15 protein-coding genes are annotated in these 15,901 nt (G+C 44.0%); 6 read left to right on the top strand and 9 right to left on the bottom strand.

Annotation, left to right across the window (positions count from 1 at the left end):
- Positions 1-11 precede the first annotated feature (11 nt).
- Together MKX80_RS03225 and MKX80_RS03220 are read left to right on the top strand one after the other, a co-directional pair.
- Positions 12-1,091 carry a response regulator gene (locus MKX80_RS03225; protein ID WP_326099256.1) on the top strand — a complete coding sequence of 360 codons (1,080 nt, stop codon included), beginning with the start codon at positions 12-14 and terminating at the stop codon, positions 1,089-1,091.
- A 204-nt stretch (positions 1,092-1,295) separates the two neighbouring features.
- Positions 1,296-2,468 carry an iron-containing alcohol dehydrogenase gene (locus tag MKX80_RS03220; protein WP_268343406.1) on the top strand — a complete coding sequence of 391 codons (1,173 nt, stop codon included), beginning with the start codon at positions 1,296-1,298 and terminating at the stop codon, positions 2,466-2,468.
- Between the two features lie 40 nt (positions 2,469-2,508).
- Here the strand turns inward: MKX80_RS03220 and MKX80_RS03215 are convergent, their stop codons facing one another.
- The 6 genes from MKX80_RS03215 to MKX80_RS03190 all read right to left on the bottom strand — a co-directional run bounded on the left by MKX80_RS03215 (position 2,509) and on the right by MKX80_RS03190 (position 9,323).
- A complete protein-coding gene (locus MKX80_RS03215) occupies positions 2,509-3,714 on the bottom strand; it encodes a Bcr/CflA family efflux MFS transporter (RefSeq protein WP_268328139.1) in 1,206 nt (401 codons plus the stop codon).
- Between the two features lie 189 nt (positions 3,715-3,903).
- Positions 3,904-5,784, bottom strand: coding sequence for an acyltransferase family protein (locus MKX80_RS03210; RefSeq protein ID WP_339227935.1), 1,881 nt, complete (start codon positions 5,782-5,784; stop codon positions 3,904-3,906).
- Positions 5,785-6,013: 229 nt separating this feature from the next.
- Positions 6,014-6,874 (bottom strand): DUF3298 domain-containing protein, encoded by an 861-nt coding sequence (locus tag MKX80_RS03205; protein ID WP_339227933.1) that lies wholly within the window; start codon positions 6,872-6,874, stop codon positions 6,014-6,016.
- Positions 6,874-7,371: an RNA polymerase sigma factor gene (locus MKX80_RS03200; protein WP_154995525.1), complete on the bottom strand. Its 498-nt coding sequence runs from the start codon at positions 7,369-7,371 to the stop codon at positions 6,874-6,876. The genes MKX80_RS03205 and MKX80_RS03200 overlap by 1 nt, the downstream gene beginning before the upstream one ends.
- Before the next feature lie 247 nt (positions 7,372-7,618).
- Positions 7,619-8,251 (bottom strand): YIP1 family protein, encoded by a 633-nt coding sequence (locus tag MKX80_RS03195; RefSeq protein ID WP_182069206.1) that lies wholly within the window; start codon positions 8,249-8,251, stop codon positions 7,619-7,621.
- Positions 8,252-8,684: 433 nt separating this feature from the next.
- Positions 8,685-9,323, bottom strand: coding sequence for a DUF2306 domain-containing protein (locus MKX80_RS03190; RefSeq protein ID WP_154995521.1), 639 nt, complete (start codon positions 9,321-9,323; stop codon positions 8,685-8,687).
- Positions 9,324-9,726: 403 nt separating this feature from the next.
- Between MKX80_RS03190 and MKX80_RS03185 the strand changes: the two genes are divergently transcribed.
- Together MKX80_RS03185 and MKX80_RS03180 are read left to right on the top strand one after the other, a co-directional pair.
- Positions 9,727-11,109, top strand: coding sequence for an amino acid permease (locus MKX80_RS03185; protein WP_154995519.1), 1,383 nt, complete (start codon positions 9,727-9,729; stop codon positions 11,107-11,109).
- 132 nt (positions 11,110-11,241) lie between these two features.
- Positions 11,242-12,024, top strand: a complete 783-nt coding sequence (locus MKX80_RS03180; protein ID WP_268336463.1) for a cyclase family protein — start codon at positions 11,242-11,244, stop codon at positions 12,022-12,024.
- Between the two features lie 95 nt (positions 12,025-12,119).
- On the opposite strand, the gene MKX80_RS03175 is transcribed toward MKX80_RS03180, so the two are convergent.
- The gene (locus MKX80_RS03175; protein WP_268342872.1) at positions 12,120-13,346 is read right to left on the bottom strand and encodes an MFS transporter; all 1,227 of its coding nucleotides are present in this window, start codon (positions 13,344-13,346) and stop codon (positions 12,120-12,122) included.
- 173 nt (positions 13,347-13,519) lie between these two features.
- A complete protein-coding gene (locus MKX80_RS03170; RefSeq protein ID WP_268328777.1) occupies positions 13,520-13,792 on the bottom strand; it encodes a hypothetical protein in 273 nt (90 codons plus the stop codon).
- Between the two features lie 112 nt (positions 13,793-13,904).
- Between MKX80_RS03170 and MKX80_RS03165 the strand changes: the two genes are divergently transcribed.
- Both MKX80_RS03165 and MKX80_RS03160 read left to right on the top strand, forming a co-directional pair.
- The gene (locus MKX80_RS03165) at positions 13,905-14,234 is read left to right on the top strand and encodes a winged helix-turn-helix transcriptional regulator (RefSeq protein WP_154995515.1); all 330 of its coding nucleotides are present in this window, start codon (positions 13,905-13,907) and stop codon (positions 14,232-14,234) included.
- 83 nt (positions 14,235-14,317) lie between these two features.
- On the top strand, positions 14,318-14,890 hold the full coding sequence (locus MKX80_RS03160; protein ID WP_154995513.1) for an alpha/beta hydrolase: 573 nt from the start codon (positions 14,318-14,320) through the stop codon (positions 14,888-14,890).
- A gap of 99 nt (positions 14,891-14,989) precedes the next feature.
- On the opposite strand, the gene MKX80_RS03155 is transcribed toward MKX80_RS03160, so the two are convergent.
- Positions 14,990-15,868, bottom strand: coding sequence for an alpha/beta hydrolase (locus MKX80_RS03155; protein ID WP_268342873.1), 879 nt, complete (start codon positions 15,866-15,868; stop codon positions 14,990-14,992).
- Positions 15,869-15,901: the final 33 nt, after the last annotated feature.

Raw genomic sequence — 15,901 nt, 5'->3', positions numbered from 1 at the left:
CGAAGGAGAACATGCCTCAACAGCACGCCGTCATGGACCTGCCCGATGTTTCAATAAGCACGCCGTATTACTCAAAGAAAATGGATGCTCCAACTGTTCTGATCGTCGATGATAACATCGAAAGCTTAAAAATTTTGGCCGATATGCTTGAAGGCGTTCCTTATCAAGTCATCGCAGCAAAAAGCGGCAAAGAGGCTCTTGAAGTCGTCTCCCGTTCAAAGCTGGACTTGGTGATTTTGGACTTGATGATGCCGGATATGACAGGGTTTGAAGTGTGCATGAAAATCCGCGAAAGGTTCACGATGGTGGAACTTCCTGTTCTAATCATTACGGCAGCCATCATTGACCATGATAAATACAAGGCTTTTCACGCCGGGGCAAATGACATTTTGCAAAAACCGTACAACTACACTGAATTTGCAGCCCGCATTAAAAACCTGATCATGATGAAAGATACGGCAGCCCAGGCGACCAATATGGAGATGGCATTCCTTCAGTCGCAGATCAAGCCGCACTTTCTTTTCAACGTATTAAATACAATTATCGCGCTCAGTCATTTGGATATTGAAAAAGCGCGCGAAGTAACGGCTGATTTTACAAATTACTTAAGAATGAGTTTTGATTTTCAAAATACATCAGGCATGAGTTCTTTCAAACATGAAATGTCGATTGTGAATTCGTATCTTTCTATCGAAAAAACACGCTTTGGCGATCGGCTAAACGTCATTTACGATATTGACGAAGATATTGACTTTACCCTTCCGCCATTAATGATTCAGCCTCTTGTCGAGAATGCCGTCCATCACGGCATCAGCAAGAAAAGAGGCGGAGGCTGGATTAAGCTGACGGCAAAAAAAGAAAGCGAAAACCGCTTTTATATCAAGATAGAAGACAACGGAATCGGCATGCCGCCGGAAAAACGACATGATGTCTTTTCTTCTCATTTCACTCACAGCGTCGGTATGAAAAATATCAACCGCAGGCTGAAACATTTTTGCGGGAGCGAACTGAATATCGAAAGTGCGCCTGATGGCGGGACCGCTGTCTCAATGGTCATTTCCATCAATGAATCGGCGGACGTTTCAGTATAGACGTTACCCGAAGATAATCGGAACGGCCTCATTAGCTTGCCGGCAAAGTCGGCAAGCTCTTTTGTGCAGTAAATCAGGTGTATGCATCCTCCCTTTTGTACAATTTGAACCTGTCCTTCGTAAGAACACGGCCTCTTTTTCTATAAGATCCAATATGTTATAGTAGAAAACTGTTTTTACAAATCAGAGGAGGTTTGTTCATCAATGGAAAATTTCAGCTATTACAATCCAACGAAATTGATCTTCGGAAAAGGGCAGCTTGAACAGTTGAGAAAAGAATTAAAGGTATACGGAAAAAATGTATTGCTTGTTTATGGAGGCGGCAGTATTAAGAAGAACGGCCTTTATGACGAAGTTACGCGCGTATTGAAAGAAGAAGGCGCTGACACGTACGAGCTTTCCGGAGTAGAACCAAATCCGCGTCTTGCTACGGTTAAAAAAGGGATCGAATTGTGCGCCCGCCATGATATCGATTTTCTCCTCGCTGTTGGCGGAGGAAGCGTCATCGACTGCACGAAAGCGATTGCTGCCGGAGCAAAATACGACGGCGACCCTTGGGATATCTTCAGCAAAAAAACGACGGCAAAAGACGCGCTGCCGTTCGGTACAATTTTAACCTTAGCTGCAACCGGATCAGAAATGAACCCCGATTCCGTCATTACAAACTGGGAAACGAATGAAAAATACGTATGGGGAAGCGATGTCACGCATCCAAAGTTCTCCATTTTAGACCCTGAAAATACGTTCAGCGTCCCGGAAAACCAAACGGTTTACGGCATCGTTGACATGATGAGTCATGTGTTTGAACAATATTTTCACAATGTCGAAAACACGCCGCTTCAGGACAGAATGTGCTTTGCCGTTTTGCAGACGGTCATTGAAACGGCGCCGAAGCTGTTGGAAGACCTGCAAAACTATAAGCACCGGGAGACCATTTTATACGCAGGCACAATCGCTTTGAACGGAACGCTGCAAATGGGCTATTTCGGCGATTGGGCTTCCCATACGATGGAGCATGCGGTTTCGGCCGTTTACGACATTCCGCACGCGGGCGGCCTTGCGATCTTGTTCCCGAACTGGATGAGATATACGCTTGACACGAATGTCAGCCGCTTCAAAGCACTTATGCTGAACATGTTTGACATTGACACAGAAGGCAAAACCGATAAAGACATTGCGCTTGAAGGAATCGATAAACTGTCCGCGTTCTGGAAAAGCCTTGGCGCTCCTTCCCGCCTTGCCGACTACGGCATCGGCGAAGAAAAGCTAGAGCTGATCGCAGACATCGCCGCCAAAGAAATCGAGCACGGCGGCTTCGCCAATTTCCAAAAATTAAACAAAGATGACGTACTCGCCATTCTTCGGGCCTCTCTATAACAACAAAAGGACGGAATCACTTGATTCCGTCCTTTTATGTTTACAGCTCCCGCTGACTTTCCCGTGTTAAGGCAAAAAAGGCGAGAGATCCGATTACAGCTGTGGTAAACATGATCGCGCCCATCGGAACGGCCGTTGTTTCATTCATTCCAACGAGAGGCGAAACGATCGAACCGAGCAGCAGCGGAAGCATGCCGAGCATCGCGCTTGCACTGCCCGCACGGTGCCCCTGGTTTTCCATCGCCAGCGTAAATGTGCTTGTCAATGTCATTCCGATGGTTATCATGTAGATAAAGATGGAAATGACAATCGTTGCAAGCGGTCCTTTTATAATCGTCATCGTCAGGAGAACAGATGTCGCGATGACAGCGGTAATGACCGCGATCCGCAAGAGCTTCCTCTCATGAATGATTCCCCCGAAACGCCCGATGATAAAGCTTCCAGAAATAATGGCGAGGCCGTTAATCCCGAACAGCACGCTGAACACTTGAGGAGAAACCCCATAGATATCCTGATATACAAAAGGCGTTCCGGATACGTAGGCAAAGCTGCCTCCGTGAATGAAACCGACAGTCAGCGCATAGCCGATGAAAGACCGATCCTTCAACAAGCTCCCCATCGTTTTGAGTGACGAACCGATTGAGCTTGGAATTCGTTTTTCAGGCGGCAATGTTTCAGTCAATTTCATCGAGATAACGAGCACCAGGAGCAATCCGATCAATGCCAGCGTATAAAAAATCGTATGCCAAGTAGCGAACGGCAAAAGCAGGATGGCTCCCCCCGTCATCGGCGCGACCATTGGCGCAACCGCGGTGATCACCATTAAAAGCGAGAAAAATTTAGAAAGCTCTCTCCCTGTAAACACGTCCCGTACAATGGCGCGCGACAGTACAATCCCCGCCGAAGCGGTAAACCCCTGTAAAAAACGGGCAAGCACTAATGTCGCGATATTAGGCGACAGCGCGCAAAACAATGAAGACAGCGCAAACAGCGAAATTGAAATTAATAAAGGTTTTCGCCTTCCCTTCGCATCGCTCACAGGCCCAATCACGAGCTGGCCGATGGTCAGGCCGATCAAGCAAGCCGTTAAGCTGAGCTGCACAAGCGACGCGCCGGCCCCCAAGTCCTCCGCTATTTCAGGGAAGCTCGGCAAATACATATCGATATTAAGCGGTCCCAGTATGGCAAGCATTCCGAGCAGAAAAGCCAATGCCAACCGCTCTTTTCCAACAGGATTATGAAGCATAAACATATCAAAACCTTTCTATCAACCTAGTTAACATCTCTATTTCTATTGTTACAGGCTGCAAAACATTTGTATATTGTACCATATTTTTTGAACAGTGAAAGGCGGTTGGCATGAAAAATAAATGCTTTCCCAATTGAATTTATTGCCATACAAAAAAGGCCTCCTTAAGGAGCGCCTCTTTTTAGATTATTTCATCGCTTTGACGATAAGCGATGCCAAAGCTTCAGACCCTTTCGGCATCAGGTGTACGCCGTCAGCGGTGAAATATTCGGGATGTTGCAGGGCTTCAGCGTGCCAATCGACCAATGTCACATTTTGACGGCTGTCCGCATGCTTCCGAAGCGATTCATTCACCTTGCTCTCCCATTGGCGTGGGACGCGCGTATTCACGAGATAGACATCAGCTTTTGAGAAAGCATCAAGCAAAGCGTCCATCTGACTGTCTGTAAAATAGCCGTTTGTTCCCAATTCAATTACGACGGCTTTGTCCGGATGATTAAAGGATGCGTAGGTTGATGTCAATTGAAGCGCTTCCCTCACTTGCCTTCCAACCTGTCCGTCGATTGTGATTCCCGGAATTTTCCGGCGAAGGCTGGAAGCGATGTCTAACATGACCGAATCCCCGACAGCCAATACTTCTTTCTCGATACGATCCGGCTCCTTTTCTGCAGACCGCTCATCTTTCGTATCTGACGATTCATCCCCGTCTCCGGTTTTACTCTCATTTCCGCTTTCAACTTCTGCTTTCTTTTCATCCTGCTGTTCTTCACTTTTGTCAGCCGGCTGATCCGCTGAGGCGCTTGTTTCCTCATAGGATTTGGAATAGGTCTGCTGCGGCTGTTTCTTTTCGTCGGCCAATCCCGACAGGCCTCCTGCAAAAATGAGAAGCGCGGCAAACATCAGTCCGATTGATATTTTGCTGGGAACCGAAGCCGTTTTCCATTCGGTGATCTTATCCAGAAAAACCCGGCTGACAAACGGTTTAAAACCGTCTTTTCGGATTGGCTTCTCGATAAAGCGATACGAAAGTTCCGCCAGAATAAACGTAACGGCGACCTTAATCGCAACATGCCAGTACACCGGGTTTCCAATCTCTTGAACAGGCGTGCTCAGCACGATGACGGGATAGTGCCAAAGATAAATGCCGTACGACCTTTTCCCTATCCAGCGCAGCGGCTTCACGGAAAGGGCAAAGCCCAAGAAGCTGCTCGGATGACTGACGCATGCAATCAAAATTGCTGCGATTACGCTGATCAGAAGCATTCCGCCGTGATAGAGAAACGGGCTGAATTCATCGACAAAATAAATGCACACCATAAGCAGCGCGAAAGCGGCAAGCTCAGTTCCGTGCAATGCATGCTTAAGGCTGTTTGGGAGCCTGTTCCCAGACAGCCTTTTCATCGGCCACACAAGGGCTAATGCGCATCCGATCAACAGCTCGAAGGCGCGAGTATCCGTCCCGTAATATACACGGCTCGGATCTCCGCCAGGGACGTACAGGATGCTCATCCATATGGCTGAACAAAGCGCACACAGTACAACCGCCGCTGCCAACCTCTCCCGCTTTTTAAATATGTAGATGCCCAACAGCAAAATGATCGGCCAGATGAAATAAAACTGTTCTTCAATCGCCAGTGACCACAAGTTTTTTAAAGGAGACGGCGATCCGAAACTATCAAAATATGACAGGTCGTGAAAGATAAACCACCAATTGCTGACATACAAAAGAGAGGAGATCGCATCTCCCCGTACGGTATGCATCAGCTCTCTGTTAAACAAAGCGACCCATATGACGGTTGCGAAAATCATCAGCGTCGCCGCTGGAAGCAGGCGCCGTATCCGGCGCACCCAAAAATCGCGGAATGTGAGGGAAATGTCATTTCCATACGCCGGCAGGATAATCGATGTAATTAAATATCCTGATAAAACAAAAAAGATATCAACCCCAATGAAGCCTCCGTCGGCCCAGCTCATGTTGAGGTGGTAAGCGATAACCGCCAAAACGGCAAAAGCCCGAAGCCCGTCTAACCCCGGTATGTAACGGTGTTGTTGTGTCTGATCTCGCATGGTATTCCTCCAATGATATGTACGTACGGTTCTTCCGTTATGTTTCGCGCCTTTTAAGGCTCCGATATTATAGACGAAGTCAAGACGGTTTTTTGTTTCAAAAAATCGTCATTTTATCTTCCCTGAATGATGCCGTCTCTCTAGTATAAGAGTTTCCAGCTGAATATGGTGTTACAAAGTTGTAAAAAGTAAGAAATCCATGATTTCTGGGAATCATGGATTTCTTTGACTAGCGGATGTAGCGGTCGCCGATAAGCAGGTTCGAAATCGCCTTAGTCGGAATTTCAAACTCTACCGCGCCCATATAGCCGGGAGCGACTTCATAATCGTCAAACGAAATCACCAGTTTATGATTCTCTGTAATGTAAAAATTTTGATCGGCCTTGATTCTTTTGAATGGCTCGACTTCCTCGTCATCAATCCAATATATTTTATCAGGATCATCTTTCATTTGCTGCTTCATTTGTTTTTTAATGTTTTCGCTGATGGTTGTTATATACCGGTCGTCTTTAAACAAACTCTTCAAGGTAAGCAGGATTTCATTCTTTTTATCAATGGTGATATAGCGCCGTTCTGTATAGCTGGACGCTTCCGTTCTTTCGACGCTTCGCCGAATCGAAATCAAATCCTTCGTATCTGTGACTGTCTCATAATCGCTGTAGATGCTGAGATGCCCTTTTTTATTCCGGGACGTCTCCTTCATGAATTCCCGGTAAAGCTGATGGCTTTCCTTTACATATTTCTCGTTGACGCCATTCTCAAGCTCCCGGTTATTCAGGCCGGACAGCGCCGGTGTTTTCACGTCAATGCTCGATTCTCCATCTTTCTGTTTGATCTCGGTGAATGTGATGGCTTTAACGACCTTGCCGATGACGGGTATGCGTGACATGGCCTGCGCTGCGCCTGGATTGATATTCACTACGGCAGCCAATAGTACAGCCGCCGCGACCAGCGTTGATGCGGGCCATACCACCATCCTTCTTTTCTTCTTCGGTTTATGCTGAAGCGCAGTTTCGACAACCTGATCCAGCTCCTTCGGAATGGGGACATTTTGATATGCTTTTTTCAGCTGTTCCAATTTCTTATCCATTAAGAAAGATCCTCCTTCGTCAATTGGATGCGCATAAGCTTCAATCCTCTGTAAAGGCGCGTTTTGACCGTACTCAAGTTTTCGCCTGTGATTTCCGCTATCTCTTCCAGTTTGAGATCCTCGAAAAATCGCAGAACAATAATGGTATGGTAGGGATGCGGCAATTGTTCAAGCGCCTCATGAAGATCTGTATCCCGGTAGGTATCTTCCTTGCCCCGGCTTAAAAACTCGATCGTTTGATCATCCATAACCTTTAGTTTTTTCTGTTTGCGCAAAAAATCGATCGCCGTCCGCACCAAAATTTTGTAAAACCAGCTTTTGATCGTATCCGGATTGCGAACGGAATCGACGGAATCGAGCGCTTTTTTGATTGATTCCTGGACAATATCTAAGGCGTCTTCTTGATTTTTCACATAGCTGTATGCCAGCCGGTAAAAGTCTTCTTTCCGGTCTGTTATGCAAGCGACAAGAGACGCTCTGGCTGCTTGTTTCTTCATTGCAATAAAGAACTCCTTTTTAAAATATACGTATATACGGCTGTTACATTAGGATAGACGTGAGAGTGTGAAAAATAGTTTGCGGAAAGGCGTGTTTTTTTAAAGAAAACATCCCTTCATTTATTCTTTAATGAAAAACACCGGAAAGGGAGGTCAAGAAAATGGAAGCAAAAAAAGCAAACCGCCATATTGAAGGTTTGCTCTAAAATCTAAAATCAGGTGTTAATTGATGCGGTTTTTACAAATTCTAAAAAATACCCTCAAATAATGCCGCAAACAAACCAAAAAACCAAGCGAACAAAAACTTGAGAATAAATAAAACTGTAACGGCGATCCATGAAGCCCGTTTTGAAGCGCCACCCGCTTTTTGCAGACCTACAGCTGCTAACACAAGCGCCCAGAGGGTAAAAATATCAAAGACGCCCCATATGCTTTTATAAGGCTCGCCGACCGAAAAAACATCGTGCAAGGATGTAAACGAAGTCCCTTCTTTCACATTTGCAAAGCGAAAAACTGCATTGTTTATCAGATCGCCAATGATCTTGACAAAGCCTACAAAAGACGCCAGCGAAAACATCGTCACAAAGTTTGTTTTTCCGCCACCTATTGTTGCAATCAGCCATAATATTAAAGCAGCTACAAACAAAAAAATCCCCGTCTTTAAAAACTCCCATAAAAAAATGATCATGCCAAAATACGAATCAGGGTAAATCTTTGAGATATAAAGGATAGCAGAAACAACCGATAAAAAGAATACAGCAAACATCGGCAGAGCAACCGCCGGCTGTTTTTTCATTCTTTCAAACTGCAATGCCGGGCTTGAAATTAAGCCGATTAAAGAAGGCATTGGCTCTTGTTTTGTTTCCATACTCTCTTCCATGCTTTCATTCCTCCAGATGTTTTATCCTTCAAAGTTTACATGACTTACCTTAAATTCAGCTTAAACTCACCTAAAAAATAACGTCAGGGCAATCAAACAATTGAATTGTCTAAATGGGTTGTCAAAGAGGATTTAGCACAGGGGGCTTAAAGTATGCTGAGGTTGATCACTTAAAAGTATATCTTTTTGTTCTTGGGCTGCCGTTGAGGAAGGAAGAGAATTCGATGTCAAAGAAGCAATCCTTTTTTCATTGAAAAATTGTAACGTTAAGATGTAAACAAGCACCAGCCTCTCATCTCCATAGAGCAAAAAAAGCAGATATACGCCGTAATATAACGGAAACGTCTTTAAAGCCTGTTCTTTGTTTAGATAGGTCAAGGAGTTTTAAACGCAAGAACGCCAAGGGCTTAGATACCCTTGGCATTTATGCACATTATCTAGACCGGCTAGTGTCAGCTGTATGCAAAATGTCCTTTGCTTTTCTGCGTGTAAAATGAATGACACATTCAGCTGCTGCCACATTCAGTGCAATCGCACCGTAAACGCCTATCGTGTAGCTGATATCGTATGGCAAACCGAACCCGCTTCGGCTCACAAACGTGATGAAATGAATAAACAGATTGGTAAAACAGAATAGATAGCTGCGAATCATCCAATTCCGGTGCTTGCTAAACTGATTTCGCCGGGCTTTGATGACGGAAATAACAGTGGCCGCTGGCCAATACATGTTCACCATGTTAAAGGCTATGCTGACGGCTTTCCCTCCTGTAGAATTCGGGGCCATATAGCCTGACGACAGCGTCACAATCATCACGCAAACGACGTAGACCCAGCCGTTAAGCCGGTGGATTTTGCGGCTTTTGGTCAACAAGGCGCTGGAGAAGTTGACAGCACCCGAAACCATCGCCAAACAAGCGGCAATGACATGAACATACATCACCTTCAGCCAGATCGGGAGGTGAAAGGAGTCCCGCAGGTGAGATTTATGGCTCAGAAAGGATGTTGATTGCGGATCAAGAATTAAATTTTCAAACAAGGTATACAGAACATACACCGCGATTAGGATCATCATTGCCGAAAAAACCGATTGACTGCGTTGAAATTTGTTTTTGTTCAGCTTTTGTTCCTCCTAAAACATCATGCTCTCTCATGTGCCTATATTGTATCACGAAAGCGAACGAGCGCAGCAGCTTGGCGTTTTAAGCCCTCAATGACAAAACCTTTCCCATTATAAACTGGCCGAGTACTGTTTCTTGCTTTGTTCAGACCTGCGTTTTCCTGGAAAACCGGTATAACTCTGTCATCTTTTGCGGCATACTTTTGAATGATGTCTCTGCTTGAAGCGTTATCGACGATAACAGATGAATTCTATCCCACATGCCGATATGATCAATTACTTCAAATTTTAATGTTATAATAGATTTTAAAACATGCGGGGATCGGGCTTAAAAAATAAAAATGGAGGCATACATAAAGTGAAAGAAGATGTAACTGACAACGATATACACGAACAAAAATTATCGAGAGGCCTGAAAAACAGGCATATTCAGCTCATCGCCATCGGCGGGGCGATCGGAACGGGGCTGTTTCTTGGTTCGGGGAAATCAATTCATTTTGCAGGACCGTCGATTTTATTTGCTTATCTGATGACGGGAATCATTTGTTTTTTCATTATGCGTTCTCTTGGAGAACTGCTCTTATCCAATTTGGAATACCATTCATTTGTCGACTTTGTAAGGGACTACTTAGGCGACATGGCGGCATTTATAACAGGGTGGACATACTGGTTCTGCTGGATTTCGCTTGCAATGGCCGATTTAACCGCGGTCGGGCTTTATACCCAATACTGGCTGCCCGATGTACCGCAATGGCTGCCCGGATTGATCGCCCTGATCATTTTGCTGATCATGAACCTGGCAACCGTCAAGCTTTTTGGAGAATTGGAGTTCTGGTTCGCATTAATTAAAGTCATTGCGATATTGGCGCTGATCGTGATCGGCCTTTTCATGATCTTCAAAGGATTTTCCACCCATTCGGGCACTGCCGCTTTCCAAAACCTTTGGAGCCACGGCGGCATGTTTCCAAATGGACTGCACGGATTTCTCCTTTCATTCCAGATGGTTGTCTTTGCGTTTGTAGGCATCGAACTTGTGGGACTGACAGCGGGAGAAACGAAGGATCCAGAAAAGGTCATTCCTAAAGCGATCAACAATATCCCCGTCCGGGTTTTGCTTTTTTATATCGGTGCGCTCCTTGTGATCATGAGCATCTATCCGTGGGATGTCATCAATCCTAATGAAAGTCCGTTCGTCCAAGTCTTTGCAGCGGTCGGCATCATTGCGGCTGCAAGCATCATTAATTTTGTGGTGCTGACATCGGCGGCTTCGGCAAGCAACAGCGCAGTCTTCAGCACGAGCCGGATGATATACTCGCTCGCGAAAGAACATAATGCGCCCGGCGCTATGACCAAACTGACCTCCCGCAAAGTGCCGAGCAATGCATTGTTCTTCTCAGCGGTCGTGATTTTGATTGGCATAACGCTGAACTATATCATGCCTGAACAAGTGTTTACGCTCATTACAAGCATTTCGACGATATGCTTCATCTTTATTTGGGGAATCACCGTCATCTGCCATTTGAAATACCGCAGAACAAGACCGGATTTAGCGAAAACAAACAAATTCAAGATGCCGCTTTACCCGTTTTCAAATTATGTGGTTCTCGGTTTTCTTGCGTTTATCCTCATTGTGCTCGCACTGGCGCAGGACACCCGTGTTTCCTTATTTGTCACGCCGGTTTGGTTTATCATGCTGATCGCGATTTACAAGCTGAGGAAACCTAAGTCACGGCAAGTGTAGAAAAAATGCGAATCGCCTGCAGAAAGTTCTGCAGGCTTTTTGTATGGCTCTTGATGTAAAATCAAAAAGACAACAGCCGCAGGTCGCACATCATTTCAATAGTCAGCCGCTTAGGCAGAAAGGGGAAAACAGATGAAAATCAATCAAATTGTAGATTTGTCAGTATCGTTAAGAGGTGATATTCCGTCTGACCCGCCGGGGTTTATTCCTGAAATCGAATATGCGGATCATAAGCAAGGAGCCAAACAGATGGTCCAGAGCTTTCCCGGGCTTTCTTCGCAAGATCTTCCCGGAGGAGAAGGCTGGTCGCTGGAAAAAGTGAAGATGTCAACGCATGCCGGAACGCATATAGACGCTCCATACCATTACCGTTCGGTTACTGATGACGGCAAACGGATGATCACGATTGATGAAGTTCCGCTTGACTGGTTTCATGGCCCCGGCGTTAAGTTGGATTTCAGACATTTGAAAGACGGGCATATCGTTACCCCTGAAGAAATCGACCAAGAGCTTCACCGCATCAATCATAAACTCGCGCCCGGCGACATTGTTCTTGTGAATACGTCGGCCGGCGCCAAATACGGTCAAAACGATTACTTGGACAGCGGCTGCGGGATGGGGCGCGAAGCAACGCTCTATTTAACGGGACGCGGCGTGCGTCTAGTCGGAACTGACGCTTGGAGCTGGGACGCTCCATTCAGCATGACCGCCAAGCGCTTTGAACAGGAACAAGACCCGTCGATTATTTGGGAAGGTCATTATTCAGGAAGCACCATTCCTTACTGCCAAATTGAAAAGCTCGCCAACCTCGATCAATTGCCTTCCACCGGATTTTATGTCATGGCTTTTCCGGTAAAAGTTGAAAAGGCGTCTGCCGGATGGGCGCGTCCGGTTGCGATCCTTAGCGGTGAATGAAGCCTAGGGATCATCGCGGGGGCTCCCTTGGCATAAAAAAGTATCGTATTTAAACAGCAATGCTTTTTTATGCCTCCTCTACGGGGGAAGCTACTCTATAAAGATACCCGCTTTTCTTTATCTTTGTTATAAGTTCTCTTAAATAAATAAGATGTTGTAAAAAGAGAAGCAATCACAATGATAAATAAAATGAAGTATCCGTAAACAGATTGACCCGCCGGCACCACTGTAATCGTTAAAATGCCTATTAAAGCAACTTGTCCCAACAGCTTTACCGCATTAAACAATGAATTCACACGTCCCATATATGCATTATCGACATGATGGAACATATAGCTTTTTCTAAATACCCTGATCGCAGCATTTGAATGCCCCCAAAAGAGGCTTGCCACTATAAATGTCACGGCACTCGGAACGAGGAAGATCGCAAATGTTGCTAGACCAAATACTGCCATAAACAATATAACACCTTGCATATCAGGCCATTTCTTTGATATTTGATATGCGACAAAGCCGGCACCCATAGCTCCAATGGCGTAAACAATATTGGCAATGCCAATAACTGACGGCCCTTCGTTTAAATAGTCGTAAATGAAAACCGGATCCAAGTAGTTTGCGACAATAATCACGATGCTTGGTATAAAAGAAGTCAATAAAAGAACAAACAAAACTTTTCGATGAGATAAATATTGGAGTGAGGATCTGAAGTTTTTCCAATAAGATTCATTTTTCATTGTATTGGAATGCTCTTCAGCTTCAGCATTTCGTTGATAGGGAAGTTTGTAGATGAGGATGGAAGCTGCTATAAATGTAGCGATGTTTATGATCAAAATGACTGTCGCATCCATCTTGCCGATCATCATGGCAGCCAGCCCCGAACTAATCATCAGCGCCGCCTGCCCCTGAACTTCAAGACTGCTGTTCACCTTACTATAGTCCTCTTTTTTGAACATTTCCTGAGTTAAAGCGGCTAAAGCAGGATACTTTATCGAATCGTAAGCCGTATGATAAAAAATCAGTGTCACAACAAGGGTGATGTCCAACACGGCGGAAATATTGAATAGAACAGAAAAAACGCCTAAGACCACTATTCCTATTATTTCTAAATAGAGAAATATCGCTTTTCGAGAATATCGATCCACCAAACTCCCTAAATAAGGTGAAGCAAAAAACACTAAAATCATCGTTGTCATCGTCAATAACCCATATAAAACGGATTGTTTCAATTGATCAATCAGCAGCCAGACAATCAAATAGGAAGTGATGCCGGTACCTACGGTGGAAATCAAATTAGCGGCTAGCAATAGTTTCAACTTTCGCAATTATAAATCACCCTTTTGATTTCCAAATACACAGAAGAAAATAGACAAAAAATAGATTTTTCCGGGTTCAAAATGGAAAAGGCTGTTTTCTTTCATTTCATCACGCTCCATATTTAAAACTCGTTATTTATAAAAGTGACATCCTCCTGCTTTTATATCGGTTCTCCATTCAGTCACAACACTTGCGTAAACAAACAATGAAATGAATACAAGAAACATGCGACTCCAGCCATCACGTTGAAGGTTCCCGATTTTTCATTGTTTGATTTCAACATCATGAAGAACAAACCGGAAAAGAAAAATCCGATAAACCAGCCGATTGGGATTTGGACAAAAGCTAAAATAAAACCAACAATCCCTATCGTTTGAAAAACTTTAGGTGCAAATTCGTGCAAAAGTATTCCCGCCCTTTGTTCAGAAGAAATCCGCTCCTTTTTTTGTATCATATCACATCTCATCAACAAAATAAGGAAAACAAGTGAATCTTTTGCTATTCAAGTTTAAGCCAGGCTCAATATTTATTTTTGATATGATCTTAAAAAAGGAGGTTTGATTACAATGAATACCTTATGCCGAAGCAAACAGGCTCCATTCGAATACACCTTATCTCTGATAGGTGGTAAATGGAAAATGCGAATCCTCTATGAGCTGGCGTGTGAAAAAACGATGAGATACGGGGAACTTAAACGGGCGATGCCGTTAATCACCCATAAAATGTTAAGTTCTCAGCTGAAGGAGTTGCAAACTGACGGTCTGATTAATCGGGCGGAGATTTCTCAAAATCCCCTCAGAGTGGAGTATTCGTTATCAGACAGAGGACTGTCTTTGTACCCTCTCATAGATGAAATGTGCAGATGGGGACAAAGAGAAGGCTTTCCTTATGAGTAAAAAATACTTACAAAAAAGTGCGTACTTGTTTCCCGACGGGAGGAATTTTATACTGATTAAAAATCATTTGTAAGGAGAACAGGATGACAAAACAAATCTATATCATTCATGGTTACAGAGCCTCCTCAACCAACCACTGGTTTCCTTGGCTGAAAAAACGTCTGCTTGCAGACGGACTACACGCAGAAGTTTTAGACATGCCTAATCCTCACCAGCCAAGGCTTAAAGATTGGCTTGATACGCTCTCTTTAAATAAACACACATTAAATGAACATACTTATCTGGTTGCCCACAGCCTGGGGTGCCCCGCCATTTTGAGGTTTTTGGAACAAACGCAATTGCATCAACCACTTGGCGGAATCCTACTCGTTTCCGGCTTTGCCAAGTCACTGCCCGATTTAAAGATGTTAGATGAATTTACAGAGGAATCGTTTGATTTTCAAAAAATCATTGAGTCAGCTAAGCATCGTGCTGTCATTGCCTCTAAAGACGATCAAATTGTGCCATTTGCATGGAGCAAAGATCTGGCACAACAAATTGACGCTAAGCTTTACGAAGTCCAACACGGGGGTCATTTTTTAGAAACCGACGGATTTACTTCTTTGCCTATTGTTTATGATGTTTTAAACTCCTATTTCTCAAAAGAAACTTGCTAAAAACAATAAAGGATATTCGGTTTTTATGGCGGAGAAGGGCTTAGAAGCCGCCCTTCTCAAATTTTTTAATAATTTCCCTGTCTTGAAGGGGTCTGTTATTTAATGGGTTATATTCAAATTTTTAACCAACCAAGGCTTTATCAATGACAGAACCGTTACAGGCTGCATAGCTTTGGTGTGATCCATATCATTTCCGTTTAAGATCTTTATATCCCATCCAAGGTGTTCTAATTCTTGTTTATTTTTTTGAAGTATACCGATAATATCAACTGTTACATTACCGAAGTTTTCTCCATAAACAATTGTGTCTTTTTCCCCAGCAAACGCCAATCTCGGAAGCATTAATTTATGTTGAATGCCCCGATCATCAAATTCCATCAAATTTTCGTACATTGTAACAAACTGTTTTGTTTGATTCGCGTCCATCCTTACCTGTATGTTATCCCAATCAACCTTTTCTGGACTGATAAGGTTTTGTTCATTAATAACAGAAGAATGTTGTTTACTTAAAGTTTGTTCGTATGTTTGATTTGTCACTACCATCATTTCTTTATATGGACCATCTATTGGCGGAAACCCACCCATGATCAAGCTTTCTAACCTGTCTGTCCGAATCGCTAATTGTAACCCTACTAAAGCCAACCAAGAATATCCATAATAGCCAAACTTTACAACATTCATTTCATTAGCAATTGTTAGTAGATCTTTCACTATGCTTTCAGGTGTGAGACTCTTTGGATTCGGCTGTTGTAGACGATGTCCTTCGTAGTCGAAATATAAAATCTGAAACGTGTCCATGAGTCCCTCAACAAAATGTTTTCCTGATACAGGGTCTACTCCCCATAACTTTAAGTTTTCAGCTTCTTGTCCATATACAGATTCTTTAGCAACAGGAAGCATGATTGTTGGAGAGTCGGGGTTCCCAACTAAGCCAACTTTTATCTCTGATTCATCGGTTAGTTTTATGTTTTTTTCCATTTCCACCACTCCTAAAGTGTTCATACAATCATC

Source organism: Bacillus sp. FSL K6-0972, assembly GCF_037976035.1.
In the GTDB taxonomy this organism is placed as follows: Bacteria; Bacillota; Bacilli; order Bacillales; family Bacillaceae; genus Bacillus; species Bacillus haynesii.
Note: the sequence above shows the minus strand (reverse complement) of the source record. Positions and strands in the feature narration are given on the sequence as shown.

Bases quoted from the DNA above. Each gene is read 5' to 3' on its own strand.
- MKX80_RS03225 (WP_326099256.1), top strand. From the start codon at position 12: ATGCCTCAACAGCACGCCGTCATGGACCTGCCCGATGTTTCAATAAGC.
- MKX80_RS03220 (WP_268343406.1), top strand. From the start codon at position 1,296: ATGGAAAATTTCAGCTATTACAATCCAACGAAATTGATCTTCGGAAAA.
- MKX80_RS03215 (WP_268328139.1), bottom strand. From the start codon at position 3,714: ATGCTTCATAATCCTGTTGGAAAAGAGCGGTTGGCATTGGCTTTTCTG.
- MKX80_RS03210 (WP_339227935.1), bottom strand. From the start codon at position 5,784: ATGCGAGATCAGACACAACAACACCGTTACATACCGGGGTTAGACGGG.
- MKX80_RS03205 (WP_339227933.1), bottom strand. From the start codon at position 6,874: ATGGATAAGAAATTGGAACAGCTGAAAAAAGCATATCAAAATGTCCCC.
- MKX80_RS03200 (WP_154995525.1), bottom strand. From the start codon at position 7,371: ATGAAGAAACAAGCAGCCAGAGCGTCTCTTGTCGCTTGCATAACAGAC.
- MKX80_RS03195 (WP_182069206.1), bottom strand. From the start codon at position 8,251: ATGGAAGAGAGTATGGAAACAAAACAAGAGCCAATGCCTTCTTTAATC.
- MKX80_RS03190 (WP_154995521.1), bottom strand. From the start codon at position 9,323: ATGATGATCCTAATCGCGGTGTATGTTCTGTATACCTTGTTTGAAAAT.
- MKX80_RS03180 (WP_268336463.1), top strand. From the start codon at position 11,242: ATGAAAATCAATCAAATTGTAGATTTGTCAGTATCGTTAAGAGGTGAT.
- MKX80_RS03170 (WP_268328777.1), bottom strand. From the start codon at position 13,792: ATGATACAAAAAAAGGAGCGGATTTCTTCTGAACAAAGGGCGGGAATA.
- MKX80_RS03165 (WP_154995515.1), top strand. From the start codon at position 13,905: ATGAATACCTTATGCCGAAGCAAACAGGCTCCATTCGAATACACCTTA.
- MKX80_RS03160 (WP_154995513.1), top strand. From the start codon at position 14,318: ATGACAAAACAAATCTATATCATTCATGGTTACAGAGCCTCCTCAACC.
- MKX80_RS03155 (WP_268342873.1), bottom strand. From the start codon at position 15,868: ATGGAAAAAAACATAAAACTAACCGATGAATCAGAGATAAAAGTTGGC.